Origin of the sequence: Zobellia uliginosa, from assembly GCF_018860745.1 — a bacterium.
Lineage (GTDB): Bacteria > Bacteroidota > Bacteroidia > Flavobacteriales > Flavobacteriaceae > Zobellia > Zobellia uliginosa_B.
In genome coordinates this window covers 369,941-387,668 of record NZ_JAHKPY010000003.1, presented here as the reverse complement: position 1 = coordinate 387,668, position 17,728 = coordinate 369,941, and the positions used below count along the sequence as shown (strand labels likewise).

16 protein-coding genes and 1 other RNA gene are annotated in these 17,728 nt (G+C 35.1%); 10 read left to right on the top strand and 7 right to left on the bottom strand.

The window, feature by feature from the left end; translation table 11 throughout:
• Positions 1-10: 10 nt before the first annotated feature.
• The gene (locus KO521_RS05485) at positions 11-574 is read right to left on the bottom strand and encodes a fasciclin domain-containing protein (protein WP_215938905.1); all 564 of its coding nucleotides are present in this window, start codon (positions 572-574) and stop codon (positions 11-13) included.
• Positions 575-768: 194 nt separating this feature from the next.
• On the opposite strand from KO521_RS05485, the gene KO521_RS05480 reads away from it, so the two are divergent.
• On the top strand, positions 769-1,485 hold the full coding sequence (locus tag KO521_RS05480) for a hypothetical protein (RefSeq protein WP_215938904.1): 717 nt from the start codon (positions 769-771) through the stop codon (positions 1,483-1,485).
• Positions 1,486-1,566: 81 nt separating this feature from the next.
• On the opposite strand, the gene KO521_RS05475 is transcribed toward KO521_RS05480, so the two are convergent.
• Together KO521_RS05475 and KO521_RS05470 are read right to left on the bottom strand one after the other, a co-directional pair.
• Positions 1,567-2,703 carry a hypothetical protein gene (locus KO521_RS05475; protein ID WP_215938903.1) on the bottom strand — a complete coding sequence of 379 codons (1,137 nt, stop codon included), beginning with the start codon at positions 2,701-2,703 and terminating at the stop codon, positions 1,567-1,569.
• Between the two features lie 144 nt (positions 2,704-2,847).
• Positions 2,848-4,479: an ABC-F family ATP-binding cassette domain-containing protein gene (locus tag KO521_RS05470; protein ID WP_215938902.1), complete on the bottom strand. Its 1,632-nt coding sequence runs from the start codon at positions 4,477-4,479 to the stop codon at positions 2,848-2,850.
• A 180-nt stretch (positions 4,480-4,659) separates the two neighbouring features.
• Here KO521_RS05470 and KO521_RS05465 point away from each other — a divergent pair, with 180 nt between their 5' ends.
• Positions 4,660-6,042: a transaldolase gene (locus KO521_RS05465; RefSeq protein WP_215938901.1), complete on the top strand. Its 1,383-nt coding sequence runs from the start codon at positions 4,660-4,662 to the stop codon at positions 6,040-6,042.
• Between the two features lie 95 nt (positions 6,043-6,137).
• Here KO521_RS05465 and fsa read toward each other — a convergent pair whose 3' ends face one another.
• From fsa to ffs, 3 genes are all read right to left on the bottom strand, one after another.
• A complete protein-coding gene (gene fsa / locus KO521_RS05460; protein WP_194527652.1) occupies positions 6,138-6,791 on the bottom strand; it encodes a fructose-6-phosphate aldolase in 654 nt (217 codons plus the stop codon).
• Between the two features lie 73 nt (positions 6,792-6,864).
• On the bottom strand, positions 6,865-7,674 hold the full coding sequence (locus tag KO521_RS05455) for an SDR family oxidoreductase (protein ID WP_215938900.1): 810 nt from the start codon (positions 7,672-7,674) through the stop codon (positions 6,865-6,867).
• Positions 7,675-7,779: 105 nt separating this feature from the next.
• An RNA gene (ffs, locus tag KO521_RS05450) (signal recognition particle sRNA small type) lies at positions 7,780-7,878 on the bottom strand.
• A 138-nt stretch (positions 7,879-8,016) separates the two neighbouring features.
• On the opposite strand from ffs, the gene KO521_RS05445 reads away from it, so the two are divergent.
• The 8 genes from KO521_RS05445 (at position 8,017) to KO521_RS05410 (ending at position 16,263) form a co-directional block, all read left to right on the top strand.
• Positions 8,017-9,069, top strand: coding sequence for a glutaminyl-peptide cyclotransferase (locus KO521_RS05445; RefSeq protein ID WP_215938899.1), 1,053 nt, complete (start codon positions 8,017-8,019; stop codon positions 9,067-9,069).
• Positions 9,070-9,465, top strand: coding sequence for an acyl-CoA thioesterase (locus KO521_RS05440; protein WP_215938898.1), 396 nt, complete (start codon positions 9,070-9,072; stop codon positions 9,463-9,465). It begins immediately after the preceding gene.
• Between the two features lie 77 nt (positions 9,466-9,542).
• A complete protein-coding gene (locus tag KO521_RS05435; protein ID WP_215938897.1) occupies positions 9,543-11,087 on the top strand; it encodes a choice-of-anchor Q domain-containing protein in 1,545 nt (514 codons plus the stop codon).
• Between the two features lie 275 nt (positions 11,088-11,362).
• Complete coding sequence (locus tag KO521_RS05430; protein ID WP_215938896.1) at positions 11,363-12,094, top strand: LytR/AlgR family response regulator transcription factor; 732 nt, start codon at positions 11,363-11,365, stop codon at positions 12,092-12,094.
• 135 nt (positions 12,095-12,229) lie between these two features.
• Positions 12,230-12,595, top strand: coding sequence for a hypothetical protein (locus KO521_RS05425; protein ID WP_215938895.1), 366 nt, complete (start codon positions 12,230-12,232; stop codon positions 12,593-12,595).
• Between the two features lie 128 nt (positions 12,596-12,723).
• Positions 12,724-14,745: an ATP-binding protein gene (locus tag KO521_RS05420; RefSeq protein ID WP_215938894.1), complete on the top strand. Its 2,022-nt coding sequence runs from the start codon at positions 12,724-12,726 to the stop codon at positions 14,743-14,745.
• Between the two features lie 41 nt (positions 14,746-14,786).
• Positions 14,787-15,458: a response regulator gene (locus tag KO521_RS05415; protein WP_215938893.1), complete on the top strand. Its 672-nt coding sequence runs from the start codon at positions 14,787-14,789 to the stop codon at positions 15,456-15,458.
• A 148-nt stretch (positions 15,459-15,606) separates the two neighbouring features.
• Complete coding sequence (locus tag KO521_RS05410; RefSeq protein WP_215938892.1) at positions 15,607-16,263, top strand: hypothetical protein; 657 nt, start codon at positions 15,607-15,609, stop codon at positions 16,261-16,263.
• 122 nt (positions 16,264-16,385) lie between these two features.
• On the opposite strand, the gene glyA is transcribed toward KO521_RS05410, so the two are convergent.
• Positions 16,386-17,660: a serine hydroxymethyltransferase gene (gene glyA / locus KO521_RS05405; protein WP_215938891.1), complete on the bottom strand. Its 1,275-nt coding sequence runs from the start codon at positions 17,658-17,660 to the stop codon at positions 16,386-16,388.
• Positions 17,661-17,728 lie beyond the last annotated feature (68 nt).

The window sequence follows — 17,728 nt, the reverse complement described above, 5'->3', positions numbered from 1 at the left end:
TTAGAAAATCTTAAATTTTCCCTGGGAGAATTACACTATCAATTTCGTGGATAACACCATTACGCTGCTTGGAATCTGCAACTACAATAGTTGCTGTATTTCCAAAGCTGTCATTAAGAATAATGTCTATACCTTTCATAGTAGCCGTAATAATATCTCCTTGAACTGTGGTAAAGGTTGCTTTGCCCTCACCTCTGCACATTGCTTTTAAAATTTTCGAAGCCGTAATAGATCCTGCTACAATGTGGTAAGTTAGTAAATCCTTTAGTTCTTTTCTATTTTCAGGGTCTAATAAATACTCTACAGATTTTCCAGAAATTTTTTGAAAAGCCATATCGGATGGAGCAAAAATCGTAAAAGGCCCTGCATGGTCTAACAACTCTTCTAAGTCCGTTGCTTTCATTACCGCCAATAGTGTTTGATGGTTTTTAGAGGTTGCCGTAGAATTTACAATGGATTTTTTAGAATCTAACTGGGTAAGGGGTGAAGTGGTTGTTGTTAAATGCTCTTGAGCGGTAAGTAAACAAAAAGTAAAGAAAAGAGCACAAGAAAATACTTTAGTAAGGTTTTTCATATAAACAAGCAGGGAATTGTGAAAACGGTCGATTAACGGTAAAATTACCTCGACAAGTTACAACATATGACATTTATCATGAAGATAAGTACGTGTCAAATGTTAATTTTTAACAAATTATTAACAAATGCTTGTGATTTTTAATCTCAATTGCAATCTTATATTCTCTAAATTTGAGATATACCCTGAAATATATGCTATTAAAGAAAGTAAATATAAAAGAAAAACTCAGTAAAATCATCAAGGAAGAAGACCAGACGCGATACCTGAGTGAACTTTATAAAATACTAGACGAAGATTCTAAAAGCCGTGAAAAAATTGGTGAAACATTAAAAAGCAAGAACTCCTCTGTGGAGAATTCTTTTAGTTTAAATCTTTTAGAAACCAATAGAATATATCATGTAGCTGAAATTAAGAAAATCTGCGTGGATTACAGGCTCCGGTTTTTGGCATCCAACTATTTTAAGGGTGAAATACCTGCAGAAGCCATTGCAGAAATAAAAAGAATTGAAAAATCTCATGCCACAGAGCTACAAGGTTTTAAAATTCTGGCCCCTTCAAAGCTTTTTAAATTAGAGGACAAGGATGACCCTATTCTATTTGCCCCTATAGGCAACAACTATTATTACCTGATACATAAATGGGGAGGTGATCTTCACCCGCTAAGGAAATTACTGATGTGGCCCTTTAAAAATATAGTAAACTTAACTTGTCTGGTCTTAGCGTTAAGTTACTTAGTTGCTCTTTTAGTTCCTGATGGTCTATTTTCAAAAAACAGTTCCAATGCTCAATTCTTTATTATATTCTTCTTCATATTCAAATGTTCTGCTTCCATAGTGATCTTTTACGGCTTTTCTTTGGGTAAAAATTTTAGTCATGCCATTTGGAATAGTAAATACTTTAACGCCTGACCATAAACTATATACGTAGCAAAAAAAAGGCATTCAACAAATTGTGGAATGCCTTTTTACTTTTTTTAAATTATAGTGAAATTAGTTTACAAAAATAGCGGTTGGTATACCTACTACATCAATACTATTCAATAGTTCCGGATCCGGTGCAGGCTTAATTAGCATAAGCCCACCTTTATTAGCTCCACTTGTTTTTTTATACCCGATCAATAACAAATCATTTTCTTCGTCATAACTCACCATTGTTGTTTTTTCAATATTAAATTCAAAATTTAGCTGAGTTTCTGTCATGAAATTTTCGTAGGCATATAGAACTGTTAAATTCTTACTGAAATCGTAAATTGCCGGTATTACTGGAAATTCACTATATGCGGTTGGTGACATTTGGTAATACATTTTACCTGCACTATCAAAATGCAGAGTAGAAGATTCTGTAAAGTTTGGCTCTTTTCCTTCACCATAACTCGTGTAAGAGAGAGCCATAGTTACGCTATTTAACGTACTGTGCAAATTGTCATAACTAATTATAATATTATTAGCTGGATTTGTAAAAATTCGTCTAACATCAAAACCAATAAGTTGTGTATGAATTACGCTATTGGCACTAGCATCTATTGCAGTAATAGAATTCTCATCTGTTAGTGCCTCATCTAGGCCTAATACAAACAATCTGTTATTTGCATAAGCCAGTTCAATGGGCCTTTGCTCTAATTCTACATCTACAAATGTAGGAACAGCTACTGATACATCTAAAGCACGTACGTAAAACTCATCTAACGTTGAAGTAATATGCAGCTCGTATGCCAAATAGAGCTTATTACCCTTACGGGCAATTGATTTGACAGTAAGGTTACAAGCACCTAAATCCGAAAATACATCAAAACTAACATTACTGTTATCATTAAAATCATGAACGGTAAGCGTTCCGCTACAATTGGTTTTCGTAGTATATGTTGTTAAAACGCTATTCTCATCAAAAGATAGGTCTGGTGTGGACATAGAAGTAAATTTACTTTCCTCAGTCTTAATGGTTAGAGCCTCGTCTTCCACATTAAAGAGCGTACCACTAAGATTTCCTTGGTTATTGACGATTAAAGTGTAATTGGCTTGAACAGTTTTTTCACCTCCGTTGTTACCGGAATCACCACTTTCGGTTTTACTGCAACCAATAAGGACGAGTAATGCCATACAGGCATAAAATAGATTGTAGGTTTTCATTTGTTGCTATTTAGCGATTCTAAAATGGTTCTAATAAACCGTTGGGGCTACCGAACAGAATGGGCCTTTTTTAAATTCAAGTTTGGGCTCTTGAATTTAAAAAACACCCATTACAACATTTTTAGAATACAGGTTTAACAAAAGCTATACCGTTGCAACGTCGTACATTTTATTACGTTGCTCCCGTAATGTCTTGTCAGACATATATTCATCAAACGCCAAATATCTATCTATGTTGCCTTTAGGGGTCAACTCAACGATTCTATCGGCAACCGTCTGTGCGAAGTGGTGATCATGAGTTGTGAACATGACCGTACCTTTAAAATTATTAAGGCTATTGTTAAAAGCAGTAATACTCTCTAAATCCAAGTGGTTGGTAGGTTCATCCAACATTACTACATTGGCTCTAAGCATCATCATTCTACTTAACATACAACGTACTTTTTCACCACCTGAAAGGACCGTACATTTCTTTAACGCTTCCTCTCCACTAAAAAGCATTTTCCCTAAAAAGCCACGAATATAAACTTCTTCTCTTTCTTCTTCGGTCTTAGCCCATTGTCTTAACCAATCTACCAAACTAATGTCTTCTTTAAAGAAATCTGAGTTATCTGCAGGCAAATAGGACTGTGTAGTGGTAATACCCCATTGGTAATCCCCTTTTTCAGCTTTCTTTAATCCGTTTATGATTTCATAAAAAGCGGTAGTTGCTCTAGAATCGCGTGAGATAATTGCAACCTTATCACCTTTTGCAAGGTTTAAGTTTACATTTTCAAAAAGTAAATCGCCATCTTCTGATTTTGCGGAAAGACCTTCTACATTCAATATCTGATCACCTGCTTCACGTTCTCTTTCAAAAATAATGGCCGGGTACCTTCTACTAGAAGGCTTTATATCCTCTACTTTAAGCTTGGACAGCATTTTCTTTCTTGAAGTAGCCTGCTTACTTTTTGCAACGTTAGCACTAAAACGAGCAATAAATTCTTGTAATTCTTTTGCTTTTTCTTCGGCCTTTTTATTCTGTTGTGCTCTCTGACGCGAAGCCAATTGGCTACTCTCATACCAAAAAGTATAGTTACCGGAATATAAATTCATCTTACCATAATCAATATCTGCTATACTGGTACAAATTGAATCTAAAAAGTGTCTATCGTGAGAAACAACGATTACCGTATTTTCATAATCAGCAAGGAAATTCTCCAGCCAGTTTATTGTTTCATAATCCAGGTCATTGGTAGGCTCATCCATGATTAAAACATCTGGATTACCAAAAAGAGCCTGCGCTAATAACACACGAACTTTTAGCTTAGAGTCTATATCTGCCATCAAGGTATAATGAAACTCCTCCGTTATACCTAAATTAGATAATAAAGCTGCAGCGTTGCTATCTGCGTTCCAACCGTTCATTTCTTCAAATTGTACCTGAAGCTCTCCGATTTTATCAGCATTTTCATCTGTATAATCCGCGTAAAGCGCATCAATTTCCTGCTTTATTGAGAAAAGAGGTTTATTGCCCATTACAACTGTCTCAAGAACGGTAGACTCATCATAAGCATTATGATTCTGTTCCAAGATAGACATACGCTTTCCTGGCTCAAGATGAACATGCCCAGAAGTAGGGTCTATTTGTCCGGACAATATTTTCAGAAATGTAGATTTTCCAGCCCCATTTGCCCCAATTACCCCATAACAGTTACCTTGAGTAAAGGACACGTTTACTTCATCGAAAAGTACTCTTTTTCCGAATTGTACGGACAGATTTGATACCGATAGCATAGCTTTCTTTTTAAATTTCGTGCAAAAATACAGAATTTTAATGGCCTAGACCAATAATCTTAAAAAGCATTCACTTGGGCTAAAACCTTAACGCAGCCCACTTATTTTTAACTCGCCATTAACAGCAAACCGACAAAGGGTTGATTAATTTTGAATGCTACACAGTAAGCTTTTGTTTATATGAATAGAAATCTACTCTATCTATTTTTTATTTTTCTTGGAAGTTGTGCTGCTGAAAAAAAATCCCCCAGTGTTTTTTTTTCCGGAGAAATTGTCAATCCTACTAGTGATCACATTGTACTTCTTAAGGGAGATATAGTTATTGACTCAGCTGAATTGGATGAGGATAACCGGTTTGCATTTACCCTTGATTCTATTTCTGAAGGACTCTACCATTTTAATCACGATCCGGAATTACAGTATGTCTACCTTGAAAAGGGCGATAGTCTTGTTGTACGTTTGAATACTTCTGATTTTGACGAATCCTTGGTATTTTCAGGAGATGGGGAAGAACTCAATAATTTTCTCTTGGAGGTTTTCTTGGCACATGAAGAAGAATCAAATTTTGTTCGCTCTTTGTACAGTCTAAATCCTACCGATTTTGAACGTAGTATAGACTCACTAAAGCAACTTAAGTTAGATGTATTGAACGAAATTGTTTCCGAAGATAAACTATCAAAAAAAGAACTTAAGATTGCAAATGCCAGCGTTAATTATAACTACAATACGTATAAAGAGGAATATCCTTTTAAACACAAGAGACTTACAGGTGAAAAAATAATAGACAAATTACCCGATGATTTTTACGATTATAGAAAAGATTTAATTTTTAACGATAAGGACTTGACCTATCTAAGACCTTATTATAATTTTATGATCAATCATGTAGGGAATATGTCTTTCATGACGTGTTCGCATGCCTGTAGTATAAAAAATAACGTTGTTCGCAATCAGCTACATTTCAACAAACATAAACTACATATTATAGATAGCCTGGTCAAAGAAAAAGAATTGAAAGACAACCTTTTTAGATATGTAGCTTTTGATTATTTATTAAAAGTTCATGACACCGAAGAAAATAATGAAGAGTTCATTAAAGGTTTTAGAGAGTTGAGCGTCAACAACAAACATATGGGAGAAATTGATGCATTATATGATGGCATCAAAAATATTCAACCTAAAAAAGAAATACCTAATGTTTCTGTTAGTACGACCAACGGAGATATTATGACCCTAAAGGAAATTGCTGCCAAGAACCGTAAGACGGTCTTCTATTTTTGGTCTGCAACAGACAGAAAGCATTTTGATAATATCAATAGAAGAATCGCACAATTATCTTCTAAAAAACCTGAATACTCTTACATTGGTATTAATATTAAAACTAATGAACTCAACTGGAAAGCAATGATGGAAATGTCCGGTTTGGATCAAACAAAACAATACCGATCATCTGATTTTGAGGAGCTTACCAAATCACTTATTATTTATCCGCTTAATAAATGTATTATAACAGATGATAAAGTAATCGTAGATGCTTTTGCTAACGTCTATTCTTCTTTTTAAGGATATTTTTTGATATAGGAAATTAAAAAAGGGATGCTAAAAGCATCCCTTTTCTATTTATAGCTAGGCGATTAAATCGCAATAGTTAAATAATACTAATTTCCTTTAGCGTAATCTGCCAAGAACTTCTCTAAACCACTATCCGTTAATGGGTGCTTAAGAAGACCTGTAATGGAAGATAACCCACTGGTCATAACATCCGCACCAACTTTGGCACAGTCAATAACGTGCATGGTGTGACGAATAGATGCCGCCAAAATCTGAGTTTCAAACGCATAGTTATCATAAATATGTCTGATTTCTGCAATCAAATTAAGACCATCCGTAGAAATATCATCCAATCTGCCTATAAACGGAGAAACGTAAGTAGCTCCAGCTTTAGCGGCCAATAATGCCTGCCCAGCAGAGAAAACTAACGTACAGTTGGTTTTGATGCCTTTATCCGAAAAATATTTTAGTGCCTTTACACCATCCTTGATCATTGGTATTTTAACAACAATTTGATCATGAAGTTCGGCTAATTCCTCACCTTCTTTAACCATTTCGTCAAAAGTGGTGGCAATAACTTCTGCAGAAACATCCCCGTCAACGATGTTACAGATGTCTACATAGTGCTTTAATATATTGTTTCTTCCTGAAATACCTTCTTTAGCCATTAAAGACGGGTTGGTGGTTACACCATCAAGAACACCTAGTTCTTGTGCTTCCCGTATCTGATCTAAATTAGCAGTGTCTATAAAAAATTTCATTTTTTAGAGTTTATTAGGTTTAAAATTAGATAATTACTTCAGTTCATGGAATAAAATATTCCAAATAACGAAATTACAACTTATAATGGTTTAGCAAGAGTTTCTCATAGACTTTATCAGGCAAAATGCTCTTAAGTACAACTGAAAATTTCTGTAAGGGCGAACCTACCTTATAATGCACTTTAGGATTTGAGTGCTCTATGATATTAAAAACCTGCTTAGCTACAGATATTGGATCTTCTCCATTGGACACGTCTTCATTCATCATCCTTAAAGTATTACCATAGGGTGCTTCATAGGGCGAATTTTCCAAAACAGGTGAATGATAGCGTCCTGCCGCAATATTTGTTGCAAAATCTCCTGGAGCCAGAGTTGTTATTTTTATTCCAAAACTTTTGGTTTCCATACGCAAAGCTTCGGTAAGAATAGAAAGTGCACCCTTAGTTGCGGAATACACTCCCCTATATGGAAGTCCCATATAACCGGCTATAGAGGTAATATTGATAATCACTCCCCCATTCTGCTTTCGCATTTGCGGCAATACGGCCTGTGCTACCCTAAGAGGTCCATACACATTGGTATCAAAAGCTTTATGAACTTCTTCGGTAGGTGTTTCTTCTATAGGACCAGTAATACCCACTCCCGCGTTGTTTACCAGCACATCCAGCTTTCCTTCTTTTGCTATGATTTGATCAACAGCAGAAACAATACTTTCATTATCGGAAACGTTGAGTTGTAATAAATCAAAAACTTCAAAATATTGATGTTTATCTAAATTTCTTGTGGTTCCATATACCTTGAATCCTTTAGATTTAAGGTACAATCCAATAGATTTTCCTATGCCCGAAGACCCGCCGGTGATCAATACTACCTTTTGTTCCATAAGATTGCAAAATAACAATAATATAGTGTAGTAGAAAAGAAATTAAACACTGAAGAATGATTGAAAGAAAAATGCCCTCTTGTTGAAGAATCGAAGGTTAAAAAAAATCGGCAAGCTACCTACATCGCACCGCTACAACCATATACCCTTGCTGCGTTCCCACCCTGGGGGATTCTACAGGAGCTGGTCGTGTAGGACTTGCCGACTGCAAATATACAATCTTTTGTTTCTTTCACAATCGTTTTACATTCTAATTTTTATATCAACAATTTGTTTTGAGTTCGTTATTTTTGTGCATCTAAAAACACCTGTAAATCAGGCATAACCAAAAGTGATTCTGCAATGACAATTTTAAAGTTTTTCCCTATCTGTCTTTTTTTAATGCTATTTATGGCCTGTGGAGGCGAAAATGCACCTTCTTCTTTATTCGAAATCCAATTAGAAGGAAACAGTAAGAGCTTTCAGCAAAATCAAAATGTAGCAGTTTCAGTTAAAAACAAAAAGGATAAAACCATACAAAGTGTCACCTACAGTATAGATGGTAAAGAGGTGCCGGTAAACAATGGAAAAATATCCCTTAATATGCCACATTTAGGAGACAAAACCCTAAAGGCTAAGGTGGCTTACGAAGATGCTTCGGTTGAAGTTACCAAACACTTAAAGTTATTGGCTCCCAATCCTCCAGAAATCTATACTTATGAGATTATTAAAGAATACCCACATGATAATAAGGCATACACTCAGGGGCTAGAATTCCATAATGATACGCTTTATGAAAGTACAGGTAAAAAAGGAAGGTCTTCACTAAGAAAGGTAGATTTTAAATCCGGTGAAGTTCTACATCAGGTAGATTTGGATAAGACATATTTTGGCGAAGGAATCACTATTCTGAACAACAGAATATACATGCTTACATGGCGAAGTGGTGTTGGATTTATCTACGACCTAGACACTATGAATAAAATTGATAATTTTCAATTTGGAGAAAGCAAGGAAGGTTGGGGACTTACCAACGACGGTAAAAAACTATTTAAAAGTGATGGTACCGAAAAAATATGGCTTTTAAACCCAGAGACTTTAGTTGAAGAAGGCCATATAGAAACGGTTACCAACAAATCTATTAATGATAGTGCCAACGAACTGGAATATGTTGATGGAAAAATCTACGCCAATGTTTATCAAAAACCCAGTGTAATGATTATTGATGCCAATAGCGGAGCCATAGAAGGTGTAATTAATTTTGGGGGGTTGAGCAGTAAGGTTACTCATCATGATACATGGAGCGATACAGATAACGTACTCAATGGTATTGCTTATCACCCAGAAAGAAAAACGTTTTTTGTTACTGGAAAAGAATGGGACAAAATGTTCGAGGTTAAAATCCGAAAAAAATAAATGCAGAGCTACCAGAAAACTATTACCGTTCAAAAAGATGATCTAGATGAGCTTGACCACGTAAACAACGTCCGCTACGTGCAGTGGATGCAAGATATTTCCAAAGAACACTGGATGAATGCCGCCTCGGAAGAAATGCGTGATGGAATTATCTGGGTGGTTATGACCCATCATATCACCTATAAAAACGCAGCGGTGTTAAACGATGTTATAGAAATGCGAACGTATATTGAAAAAAGTAGAGGTGCTGTTTGTACTCGTATCGTAGAAATGCACAATAAGAAGACCAACGAGCTGTTATTAAAGTCAAGCACAGAGTGGTGCCTTTTAAATTCGGAAACCTACAGACCTACTAGGATTTCAAAAGAAATCACGGAATTTTTTACCCAACAGTAAACTAAATATTGCGTCCTTCACAAAAATTAATGCAAATTTTGGATAGGATTAGAAGAGTAGATATTTATATTATTTAAATGAGGCTATACTTAATTTTGATAACGCTACTTATTCTACTCATCTGCGCGGGCTCATGTCGTAAAGATTTTGAGTATACCCCTAGTAATGGAAACTTGGAATTTTCAAGAGATACCGTTTTTTTAGATACCGTATTTGCAAATATTGGAAGTAGTACATATAGTTTAAAAGTTTATAATCGTAGTAAAGAAGATATTTCAATTCCATATGTAGGTTTAGCGCAAGGTGAAACCAGTTCTTATAGATTAAACGTAGATGGGGTAGCCGGCAAAACTTTTGCAGATATTCCACTTATGGCCAAGGATAGTCTCTACATCTTTATAGAGACTACAACGAATATTCTAGATAAAAATCTGAATGAGCTTTTATATACTGATATTTTAGAGTTTGGAAAAGGAAGTTCTATCCAGCAAGTTCCTTTAGTTACCTTAGTAAAAGATGCTATATTTCTCTATCCTAAAAATAGTGTAGACGACCAAAAAGAATGTGTTCTAATAGGTTCTGACGCTAATGGTAACGAAATTATAGTTCCTGGATTTGAACTTAAACCAGAGCAATTACAATTTACTAATGATAAGCCTTATGTAATCTATGGGTTCGCAGTAATTCCTGAGCAGCAAAGACTCAATATAGATGCCGGTGCACGAGTTTATTTTCATGAAAACTCGGGTATCTACGTCCAAGCTAAAGCTTCCTTATCCATAAATGGAACTCTTAGTACAGATAGTAGAATATTGGAAAACGAAGTGATTTTTGAAGGTGATCGCTTAGAACCAGAATATAGTGACGTATCTGGCCAATGGGAAGGTATCCGTATTGCCAACGGCAGTATTAACAACACCATAAATCACCTTACCCTTAGAAATGCTACTGTAGCCATCTTCGCCCAAGGAGGACCTCCTTTCGTTACCCCTACCCTAACTATAAAAAATTCACAGATATATAATAGCTCCAGAATCAATTTGTGGGGAAAAACTGCAGTGATTACCGGAGAAAATTTAGTTTTAGGTAGTGCTGGAAATAGTTCATTGTACTGCAATTTAGGAGGAAGCTATTCTTTTACACACACCACAATTGCCAATTACTGGACAGAGGGTTATCGGCCAAATGCGGCACTCACTATCAATAATTTTGATTCGACCAACTCAGATGGCTCTGCTGGTGTTGATTTAATAAAGGCAGATTTCAACAATTGTATCATTGATGGTAATAATGCCTTAGAACTTTCCCATAGTTCAGATGGACTAAATACCTATGATTTTCTTTTCAGCTCCTGTCTAATTACCGCAAACACCGAAAGTATCCCTTCAGAATTTATAGAATTATATGATTTTGAAAATAGCAAGAAGTATAACAATACCATACTGAATGAAAATCCGGATTTTATCAATACATCCCGAGATAACTTTAGACTAAAACCAAATTCCCCAGCCAAAGACTCGGGAGACCAGTCCTTCTTGATACAAGTGCCGGAAGATATTCTTGGAGTGGATCGCACCGAACTGCCGGATATAGGAGCCTATGAGTTTACTTCTCAGGAGTAAAAGGATTATATGCTATTTTATCAGCTTTTCCGAAAAAAAATATCAAAACATCCCTTCCCAGCCATCTTTATCTTCGTAGACATCAAACTACTGATTATCAGACTACAAATTCAATATTAAATTATAAAATTGTTAATAAAATCATAACAAAGTAGGTTTTTTCCTTCCAATTTGATAAAAATCCTTATTTTATGGATAAAAACCCCAGTTATTGTGGGGAATATCTTTATACCTATGTAACTTACTGTCATTAATTTGCATCAAAATCACGTGTCTTGGAATATACTTACACCATATTAGATTCGGATGCAACCTCTAATTTGCAACTACAGCACTATCTAGAGGAATATGGTGATTTTGTATGCTCCGGTCTAGCACAGAACAGTTCAGACAGTACCAACCTAATTTTAAAGTACTCTCCAGATGTAGTATTCATTAGTCTTAATGAGAAAGCATATGAACACTTTCATATGGTAATGGAACTACACCAATATATTAACGACCTCCCTATTATAATTGGTATTTCAAATGGAAAGGAATTCGCATACCAAGCAATTAAAAATGGTTTTTTTGACTATTGGTTAAAGCCCTATAATGAGTTTGATATTAGAAAATCCATACTACGCCTAAAAAAGCATATACCTGCAAAAACAGAGCCGCAAACACTTTGCCTAAAGTCTTACCGTGATTTTCAATATATTAATACAGATGACATTCTGTATCTACAAGCAGATAATAATTCTACGGAATTCATCATGAAGGACGGGACAATAAATAATGCTTATAAGACGTTAAAGACCTTCGAAAATCAATTGCCCAAAAACTTTGTAAGAATCCATCAAAGCTACATTGTAAATACCAATTTTGTTTCTCGTATAAGTTATGGTAAATCCTACTGCATGTTAAAACAGAATAAAATGCAATTACCGTTCTCTAAAACTTATCGGGAAAATATTGATGGTTTAAAAAAATTACTTTCAAAAAACACTATTTCCTCCCTTAATTGAAGTAATTCTCTCAAACCACATAGTTATACTCACAAATAACGTACGTTTACTACTACAAATTTACATTTAAGGCATCTGTTTCATGATGATACTAGTTTAGCAGTGTAACAAATAACCCCTTAACTTAACTTTAGCATGAAAAAAATAGCAAGTATTTTCGCAGTAGCAGCAATGAGTATTGGAGTAATGACTTCTTGTGAGTCTGAAAGTAAAGCAGATGCTTTGTATGATGTAAATACAGATGCCTCTACAGATGGTGACCACGTTCCTACGGATACCCGAGATTCATCTACGGATGGCGACCACGTTCCTACGGATACCCGAGATTCATCTACGGACGGTGACCACGTTCCAACGGATACCCGAGACTCCTCTACGGATGGCGACCATGTTCCAACGGATACCCGAGACTCCTCTACGGATGGAGACCATGTTCCAACGGATACCCGTGACTCTTCTACTGATGGTGACCATGTTCCAACAGATACCCGAGATTCTTAGTATAAAATCAGAATACATTATATTAGCCTTAAATTAAGTTTTAAGGCTTTTTTTTTAACCTGAATTTTTATCAAATGCTTCCTGTAAAACACATAACTTCTAGAAGTATTAAATTTCTGAGCTTTTGCTTGATTACAGTTATCGCTTTAATTGCATGCAATCAAAAAAATAAACAGAACACAGATAAAGGCAATATTCAGGTAGATTCCATCTTCTCTATAATAGATAGCGCTTCTAATAATGAGCTTTCATCCAAAATCCGTACCGAATATTTAAATAAAGCATTAGTAGGAACCAATGAAATAATAAATGACTCTTTAAAAATTAAATTGTTATCAAAAATTTCCTTAAGGTTTTTACAACTCAATGATTCAATTAATTTTATTAAGACAAACCAACAAACTGTTCAGCTTGCCAAAGCCCTGAATGATAGTGTTACCATTGCCGAATCTAATTGGGATATGGCAGCTTTCTACCGAGCTAAATCAAAATCAGATAATGCTTATTACTATTTTTTTGAAGCACAAAAAATATATGAAAGTTTAAACAAATCATATGAATCTGCTAGAATGCTATACAACATGGCAGTTGCACAAGCAGATATTAAGGATTACACAGGTAGCGAAATAAATACTATTAAGGCTATTGAAATACTTAAACCCTTAAACAAATATAGGCGACTTTATAATTGTTATAATAATCTTGGCTCGATTACAAAAGAATTAAAAGATTATGATCGCGCACTGGAATACTATAATAAAGCCCTAGAATATCAAAAGAAAATACAAGAGAATAACTCTTTGGACTTAAGTCTTTTAAATAATATTGGTGTTGTTTATTTGAATCAGGGCAATTATCAAAAAGCAGTTCCTTATTTTCAACAGGTATTAGATAATAAGGATATTCTAAAAAAACAACCAAAGCTTTATGCACTGGCATTGAATAACCTTACTTATGGTAAATCCAAAATTTTTTCAGAATCGGATTTTTCATCATCTTTTGAAAAAGTAATACAGATTCAGGATAGTCTAGGCGAAGTACAACACCTCTCTAGAACCCATTATTGTTTTGCAGATTATTACTTAAGTAAGAAAGATTCCGTACAAGCCATAGCACAAATTAAAATGGCGCTTGGTTATTCTAAAATTTCTAGTAATAATGACCGTTTTTTGAAGAGTCTCCAAATGTTATCCAAAATAGACCCATCAAACTCATCCTATTATAATCAACAGTATATAGCACTGAACGATAGTCTTCAACAAGTAGAGCGGAAGTCAAGAAATAAATTTGCCCGTATACGCTTTGAAACTGATGAGTTTATAGCCGAAAACCAATTGTTGGAGCGCGAAAAACAATTGTGGACAGGTGTTGCTATATCTATATTATTATTAGGGCTTATGTCTTACATAATTTTGGACCAACGGTCAAAAAACCAAAAACTTCGATTTCAACAGGAACAGCAAGCGGCAAATCAAGAAATCTTCAACCTAATGCTAGCCCAAAAACAAAAACTAGAGGAAGGTAAAAAAATAGAACAGAAGAGAATTTCCGAAGAACTTCATGATGGCGTTTTAGGTAAAATGCTAGGTGCCCGTATGGTACTCACCGGGCTCAACAAAAGAACTGGAGAGGAAGCTACCGTAGAAAGAAAGAAAGCTATAGATGCATTACAAGAAGTTGAAAAAGAGGTTCGTTCTATTTCACATGAACTTAGTCATGCAGCTTATCAGAACATTCCTAATTTCATACACTCTGTGAAGGATTTATTAATTACTGTACAAAAAACAGGTAAATTTGAGTATAACTTTGTTTATAACGAAACCTTTGACTGGGATTCGCTTGATGCGAATATTAAGATTAACGTTTACCGTATGATTCAAGAAAGTTTACAAAATTGTGTTAAACATGCCGATTGTAAAAATGTAATTGTAGAACTTAGTAAAACCGACATAGGTTTTATGGTAAAAATCACGGATGACGGTAAAGGCTTTAAAACAAATTCAAGAAAAAAAGGAATAGGACTGCGAAACATTTCTTCTAGAATTGAAAAAATTAATGGCAGATATGCTATAGATAGTGCTCCTGGAAAAGGAACGACCATTTCCCTAGAGGTTCCGTTAATACCCCAGAAAGAGTACATTTCTGATTAGATAATACTTATAAACTTCAAATCTAGGACCCATCAAAAATTATGGATAATTTAATTAGAATTCTAGCTGTAGATGATCATGAAATGATTGTTCTCGGCTATAAATATACTATTGAAGGATGCGATTTTGACAAATATAAGGTTACTGTTAATATTGCTCCCAGTTACCATGAAGGTAAAGCAGAGATAGAAAGCTCTGCAACACGCATGCCATATGATATTATATTATTAGACATTCAGATGTTTCCTGATAACTCCAAGGAAGAAAGAGGCGGTGTTGACCTTGGCGTTTTGGTAAAAAAAATATCTCCCACGTCCAAAGTCGTTTTTCTCTCTTCTTTTAGCGATAGTTACCATATAAACAATGTTCTTAAAACCGTAAACCCAGACGGTTATATGGTCAAGTCCGAAGTTGATGAAAAGACCTTGCAGGATATGGTTAGGACCGTAATAGAGAATCCTCCTTACTATACAGCAGCGGCTTTACAGGCTATCCGAAGAAAAATGGCAAATGAGGACCAAATAGATGAAAGAGATAAAAAAATACTTTATCAATTATCTATTGGAACCAAGACAAAAGACATCTCTTCTTTAGTTGCTGCATCCAGCACAACCGTTGAAAACCGAAAAAGGCAGTTGAAAGTTATTTTCAATGTTGAAAGTGGAAATGATTTTGCGCTAATAGAAGAGGCTAGAAAGCGTGGATTTATCTAATTAATGGCGTTTAAGAATCTGATTTACAGATTGTTAAATTTAAGTATTATTTAAACCCTAGAAAAACCCCAGTTTTTATGGGGTTTTTCTTTATAGCCCTGACATAAGCGAAAACTATCTTTGGAATTAAGTGTATAACTACCGACATATGCCACTATATTCAGATAGTTTTAATAATGACCCGTCAAACGGTTATACTCCCAATTCACAAATTGTTGGGCTGGATTCTTTTGCCAACAGCTTAGAGAAGTTGTTTTTCGCAGAAGCGACCATTCTAAATTGCATGAACAAGGATAATAAGACCAATTTATCTATTGAGCTAAATTGTAATATAACTCTTGTTGAAATGTTATTTCATTTTAATAAAGGTACTTGGGGAAACTTCAAGCCAGGTAGAACTTCTTTTATAAAATTACTGAACAAGCTTGTAAAAACAAGTGGGTTTAGCGTAGATATTGAAGAGTTTACTTTTTTCTTAAAGGACACCGCCATAATCGTTAATAAAATATACGATAATAGTATAGTAGAGCAGTTAGACCATATAATTGCGGAAATATGCGAACATTATGTACATTTTAGCAAGGGCTTAACGGAAACTCCTTACGAAATCTATGTTCCCGTTTTTGAAGAAGAAAGTAATGAAGAAAACGAAATTCTTATAAGAAATATAGAAGCTGATAATAATACCAAGAAAGATTATTTTCAGTATTGGGGTCTTTATTTTGAGTCAGAAGATGATGCGGTCATCTATGATTTAAAGAGCTCTACCATTGAATACGGTGACCTATTTATGCTTAATCATTAAATCAAGACAATTTTTGAGGTGTTTGACAGTAATATAACTGCCCATTCCCCAAAATAATCAATTCCCCCATTTATACTCAATAATATTGAGTGTATGGGGGATGGGATTATATTGATTATATATTAAGCGTTAAAAAGTTCTCTACCTTTCATCAAGGCATTAACTTTATCTTTAACAGCTTCTATTTTAGCTTCATCTTCTGCATTTGTTAGAACTTCGTCTACCAAATCCACTATTACGGACATATCAGACTCTTTTAGACCTCTCGTGGTTATAGCTGCGGTACCAAATCTAATTCCGGAAGTAACAAATGGTGATTTATCATCAAAAGGAACCATATTTTTGTTTGCTGTAATATCTGCTTGAACCAGGACTTTTTCTGCATCTTTACCGGTAATATCCTTATTTCTGAGATCAATAAGCATCATGTGATTATCAGTCCCTCCTGAAATAATATTGTAACCTTTAGCAACAAAAGCAGCAGCCATAGCAGCAGCGTTTTTCTTAACCTGAATCATATACGTAAGAAAATCATCAGAAAGTGCTTCTCCAAAAGCAATAGCTTTAGCAGCTATAATGTGTTCCAAAGGACCACCTTGGTTTCCTGGAAAAACAGCCAAATCCAATAAAGCGGACATCTTACGAAGATTTCCGTTTTTTAATTTGATGCCAAACGGATTGTCAAAATCTTCTCCCATCAATATAAGTCCACCACGGGGGCCTCTTAATGTTTTATGGGTAGTAGTGGTTACAATATGGCAATGCGGAATTGGATCATTCAAAATACCCTTTGCAATAAGACCTGCCGGGTGAGAAATGTCAGCTAATAAAAGCGCACCAACGCTATCGGCAATTGCTCTGAACTTTGCAAAATCAATATCTCTAGAGTATGCAGAAGCCCCAGCAATAATCATTTTCGGTTTTTCCTTTGTTGCTATTTCCTGAATAACATCATAATCTAGCGTACCGGTTTTTTTGTCAACACCATAAAAAACAGGGTTGTACAATCTTCCAGAAAAATTTACAGGAGAACCGTGAGTCAAATGCCCACCATGGGAAAGGTCAAATCCTAAAATAGTGTCTCCCGGCTTTAAACAAGCGTGGTAAACTGATGCATTTGCCTGAGAACCAGAATGCGGTTGAACATTTGCATAAGCAGCCCCGAACAATTCTTTTGCTCTATCAATGGCAAGTTGCTCTATTTTATCAACTACTTCACAACCTCCATAATATCGCTTCCCAGGATATCCCTCTGCATATTTATTGGTCAGTACTGATCCCGCAGCCTCCATAACTTGGGGGCTAGTAAAGTTTTCAGAGGCAATAAGCTCTATACCACTTATTTGGCGTTCTTTTTCCTCTGCTATTAGTTCAAAAATTCGATTGTCTCGTTGCATAAGCAAATTTTCTGTTAAATTGAGCTGCAAAAATACGAATTGCTCATTGTTAAAACTCATAAAACAAT

Excerpts from the sequence above, each read along its gene's own strand:
- KO521_RS05475 (WP_215938903.1), bottom strand. The coding sequence starts at position 2,703 with ATGAAAACCTACAATCTATTTTATGCCTGTATGGCATTACTCGTCCTT.
- KO521_RS05410 (WP_215938892.1), top strand. The coding sequence starts at position 15,607 with ATGCCACTATATTCAGATAGTTTTAATAATGACCCGTCAAACGGTTAT.
- glyA (WP_215938891.1), bottom strand. The coding sequence starts at position 17,660 with ATGCAACGAGACAATCGAATTTTTGAACTAATAGCAGAGGAAAAAGAA.
- KO521_RS05485 (WP_215938905.1), bottom strand. The coding sequence starts at position 574 with ATGAAAAACCTTACTAAAGTATTTTCTTGTGCTCTTTTCTTTACTTTT.
- KO521_RS05425 (WP_215938895.1), top strand. The coding sequence starts at position 12,230 with ATGAAAAAAATAGCAAGTATTTTCGCAGTAGCAGCAATGAGTATTGGA.
- fsa (WP_194527652.1), bottom strand. The coding sequence starts at position 6,791 with ATGAAATTTTTTATAGACACTGCTAATTTAGATCAGATACGGGAAGCA.
- KO521_RS05470 (WP_215938902.1), bottom strand. The coding sequence starts at position 4,479 with ATGCTATCGGTATCAAATCTGTCCGTACAATTCGGAAAAAGAGTACTT.
- KO521_RS05435 (WP_215938897.1), top strand. The coding sequence starts at position 9,543 with ATGAGGCTATACTTAATTTTGATAACGCTACTTATTCTACTCATCTGC.
- KO521_RS05415 (WP_215938893.1), top strand. The coding sequence starts at position 14,787 with ATGGATAATTTAATTAGAATTCTAGCTGTAGATGATCATGAAATGATT.
- KO521_RS05455 (WP_215938900.1), bottom strand. The coding sequence starts at position 7,674 with ATGGAACAAAAGGTAGTATTGATCACCGGCGGGTCTTCGGGCATAGGA.
- KO521_RS05440 (WP_215938898.1), top strand. The coding sequence starts at position 9,070 with ATGCAGAGCTACCAGAAAACTATTACCGTTCAAAAAGATGATCTAGAT.
- KO521_RS05445 (WP_215938899.1), top strand. The coding sequence starts at position 8,017 with ATGACAATTTTAAAGTTTTTCCCTATCTGTCTTTTTTTAATGCTATTT.
- KO521_RS05480 (WP_215938904.1), top strand. The coding sequence starts at position 769 with ATGCTATTAAAGAAAGTAAATATAAAAGAAAAACTCAGTAAAATCATC.
- KO521_RS05465 (WP_215938901.1), top strand. The coding sequence starts at position 4,660 with ATGAATAGAAATCTACTCTATCTATTTTTTATTTTTCTTGGAAGTTGT.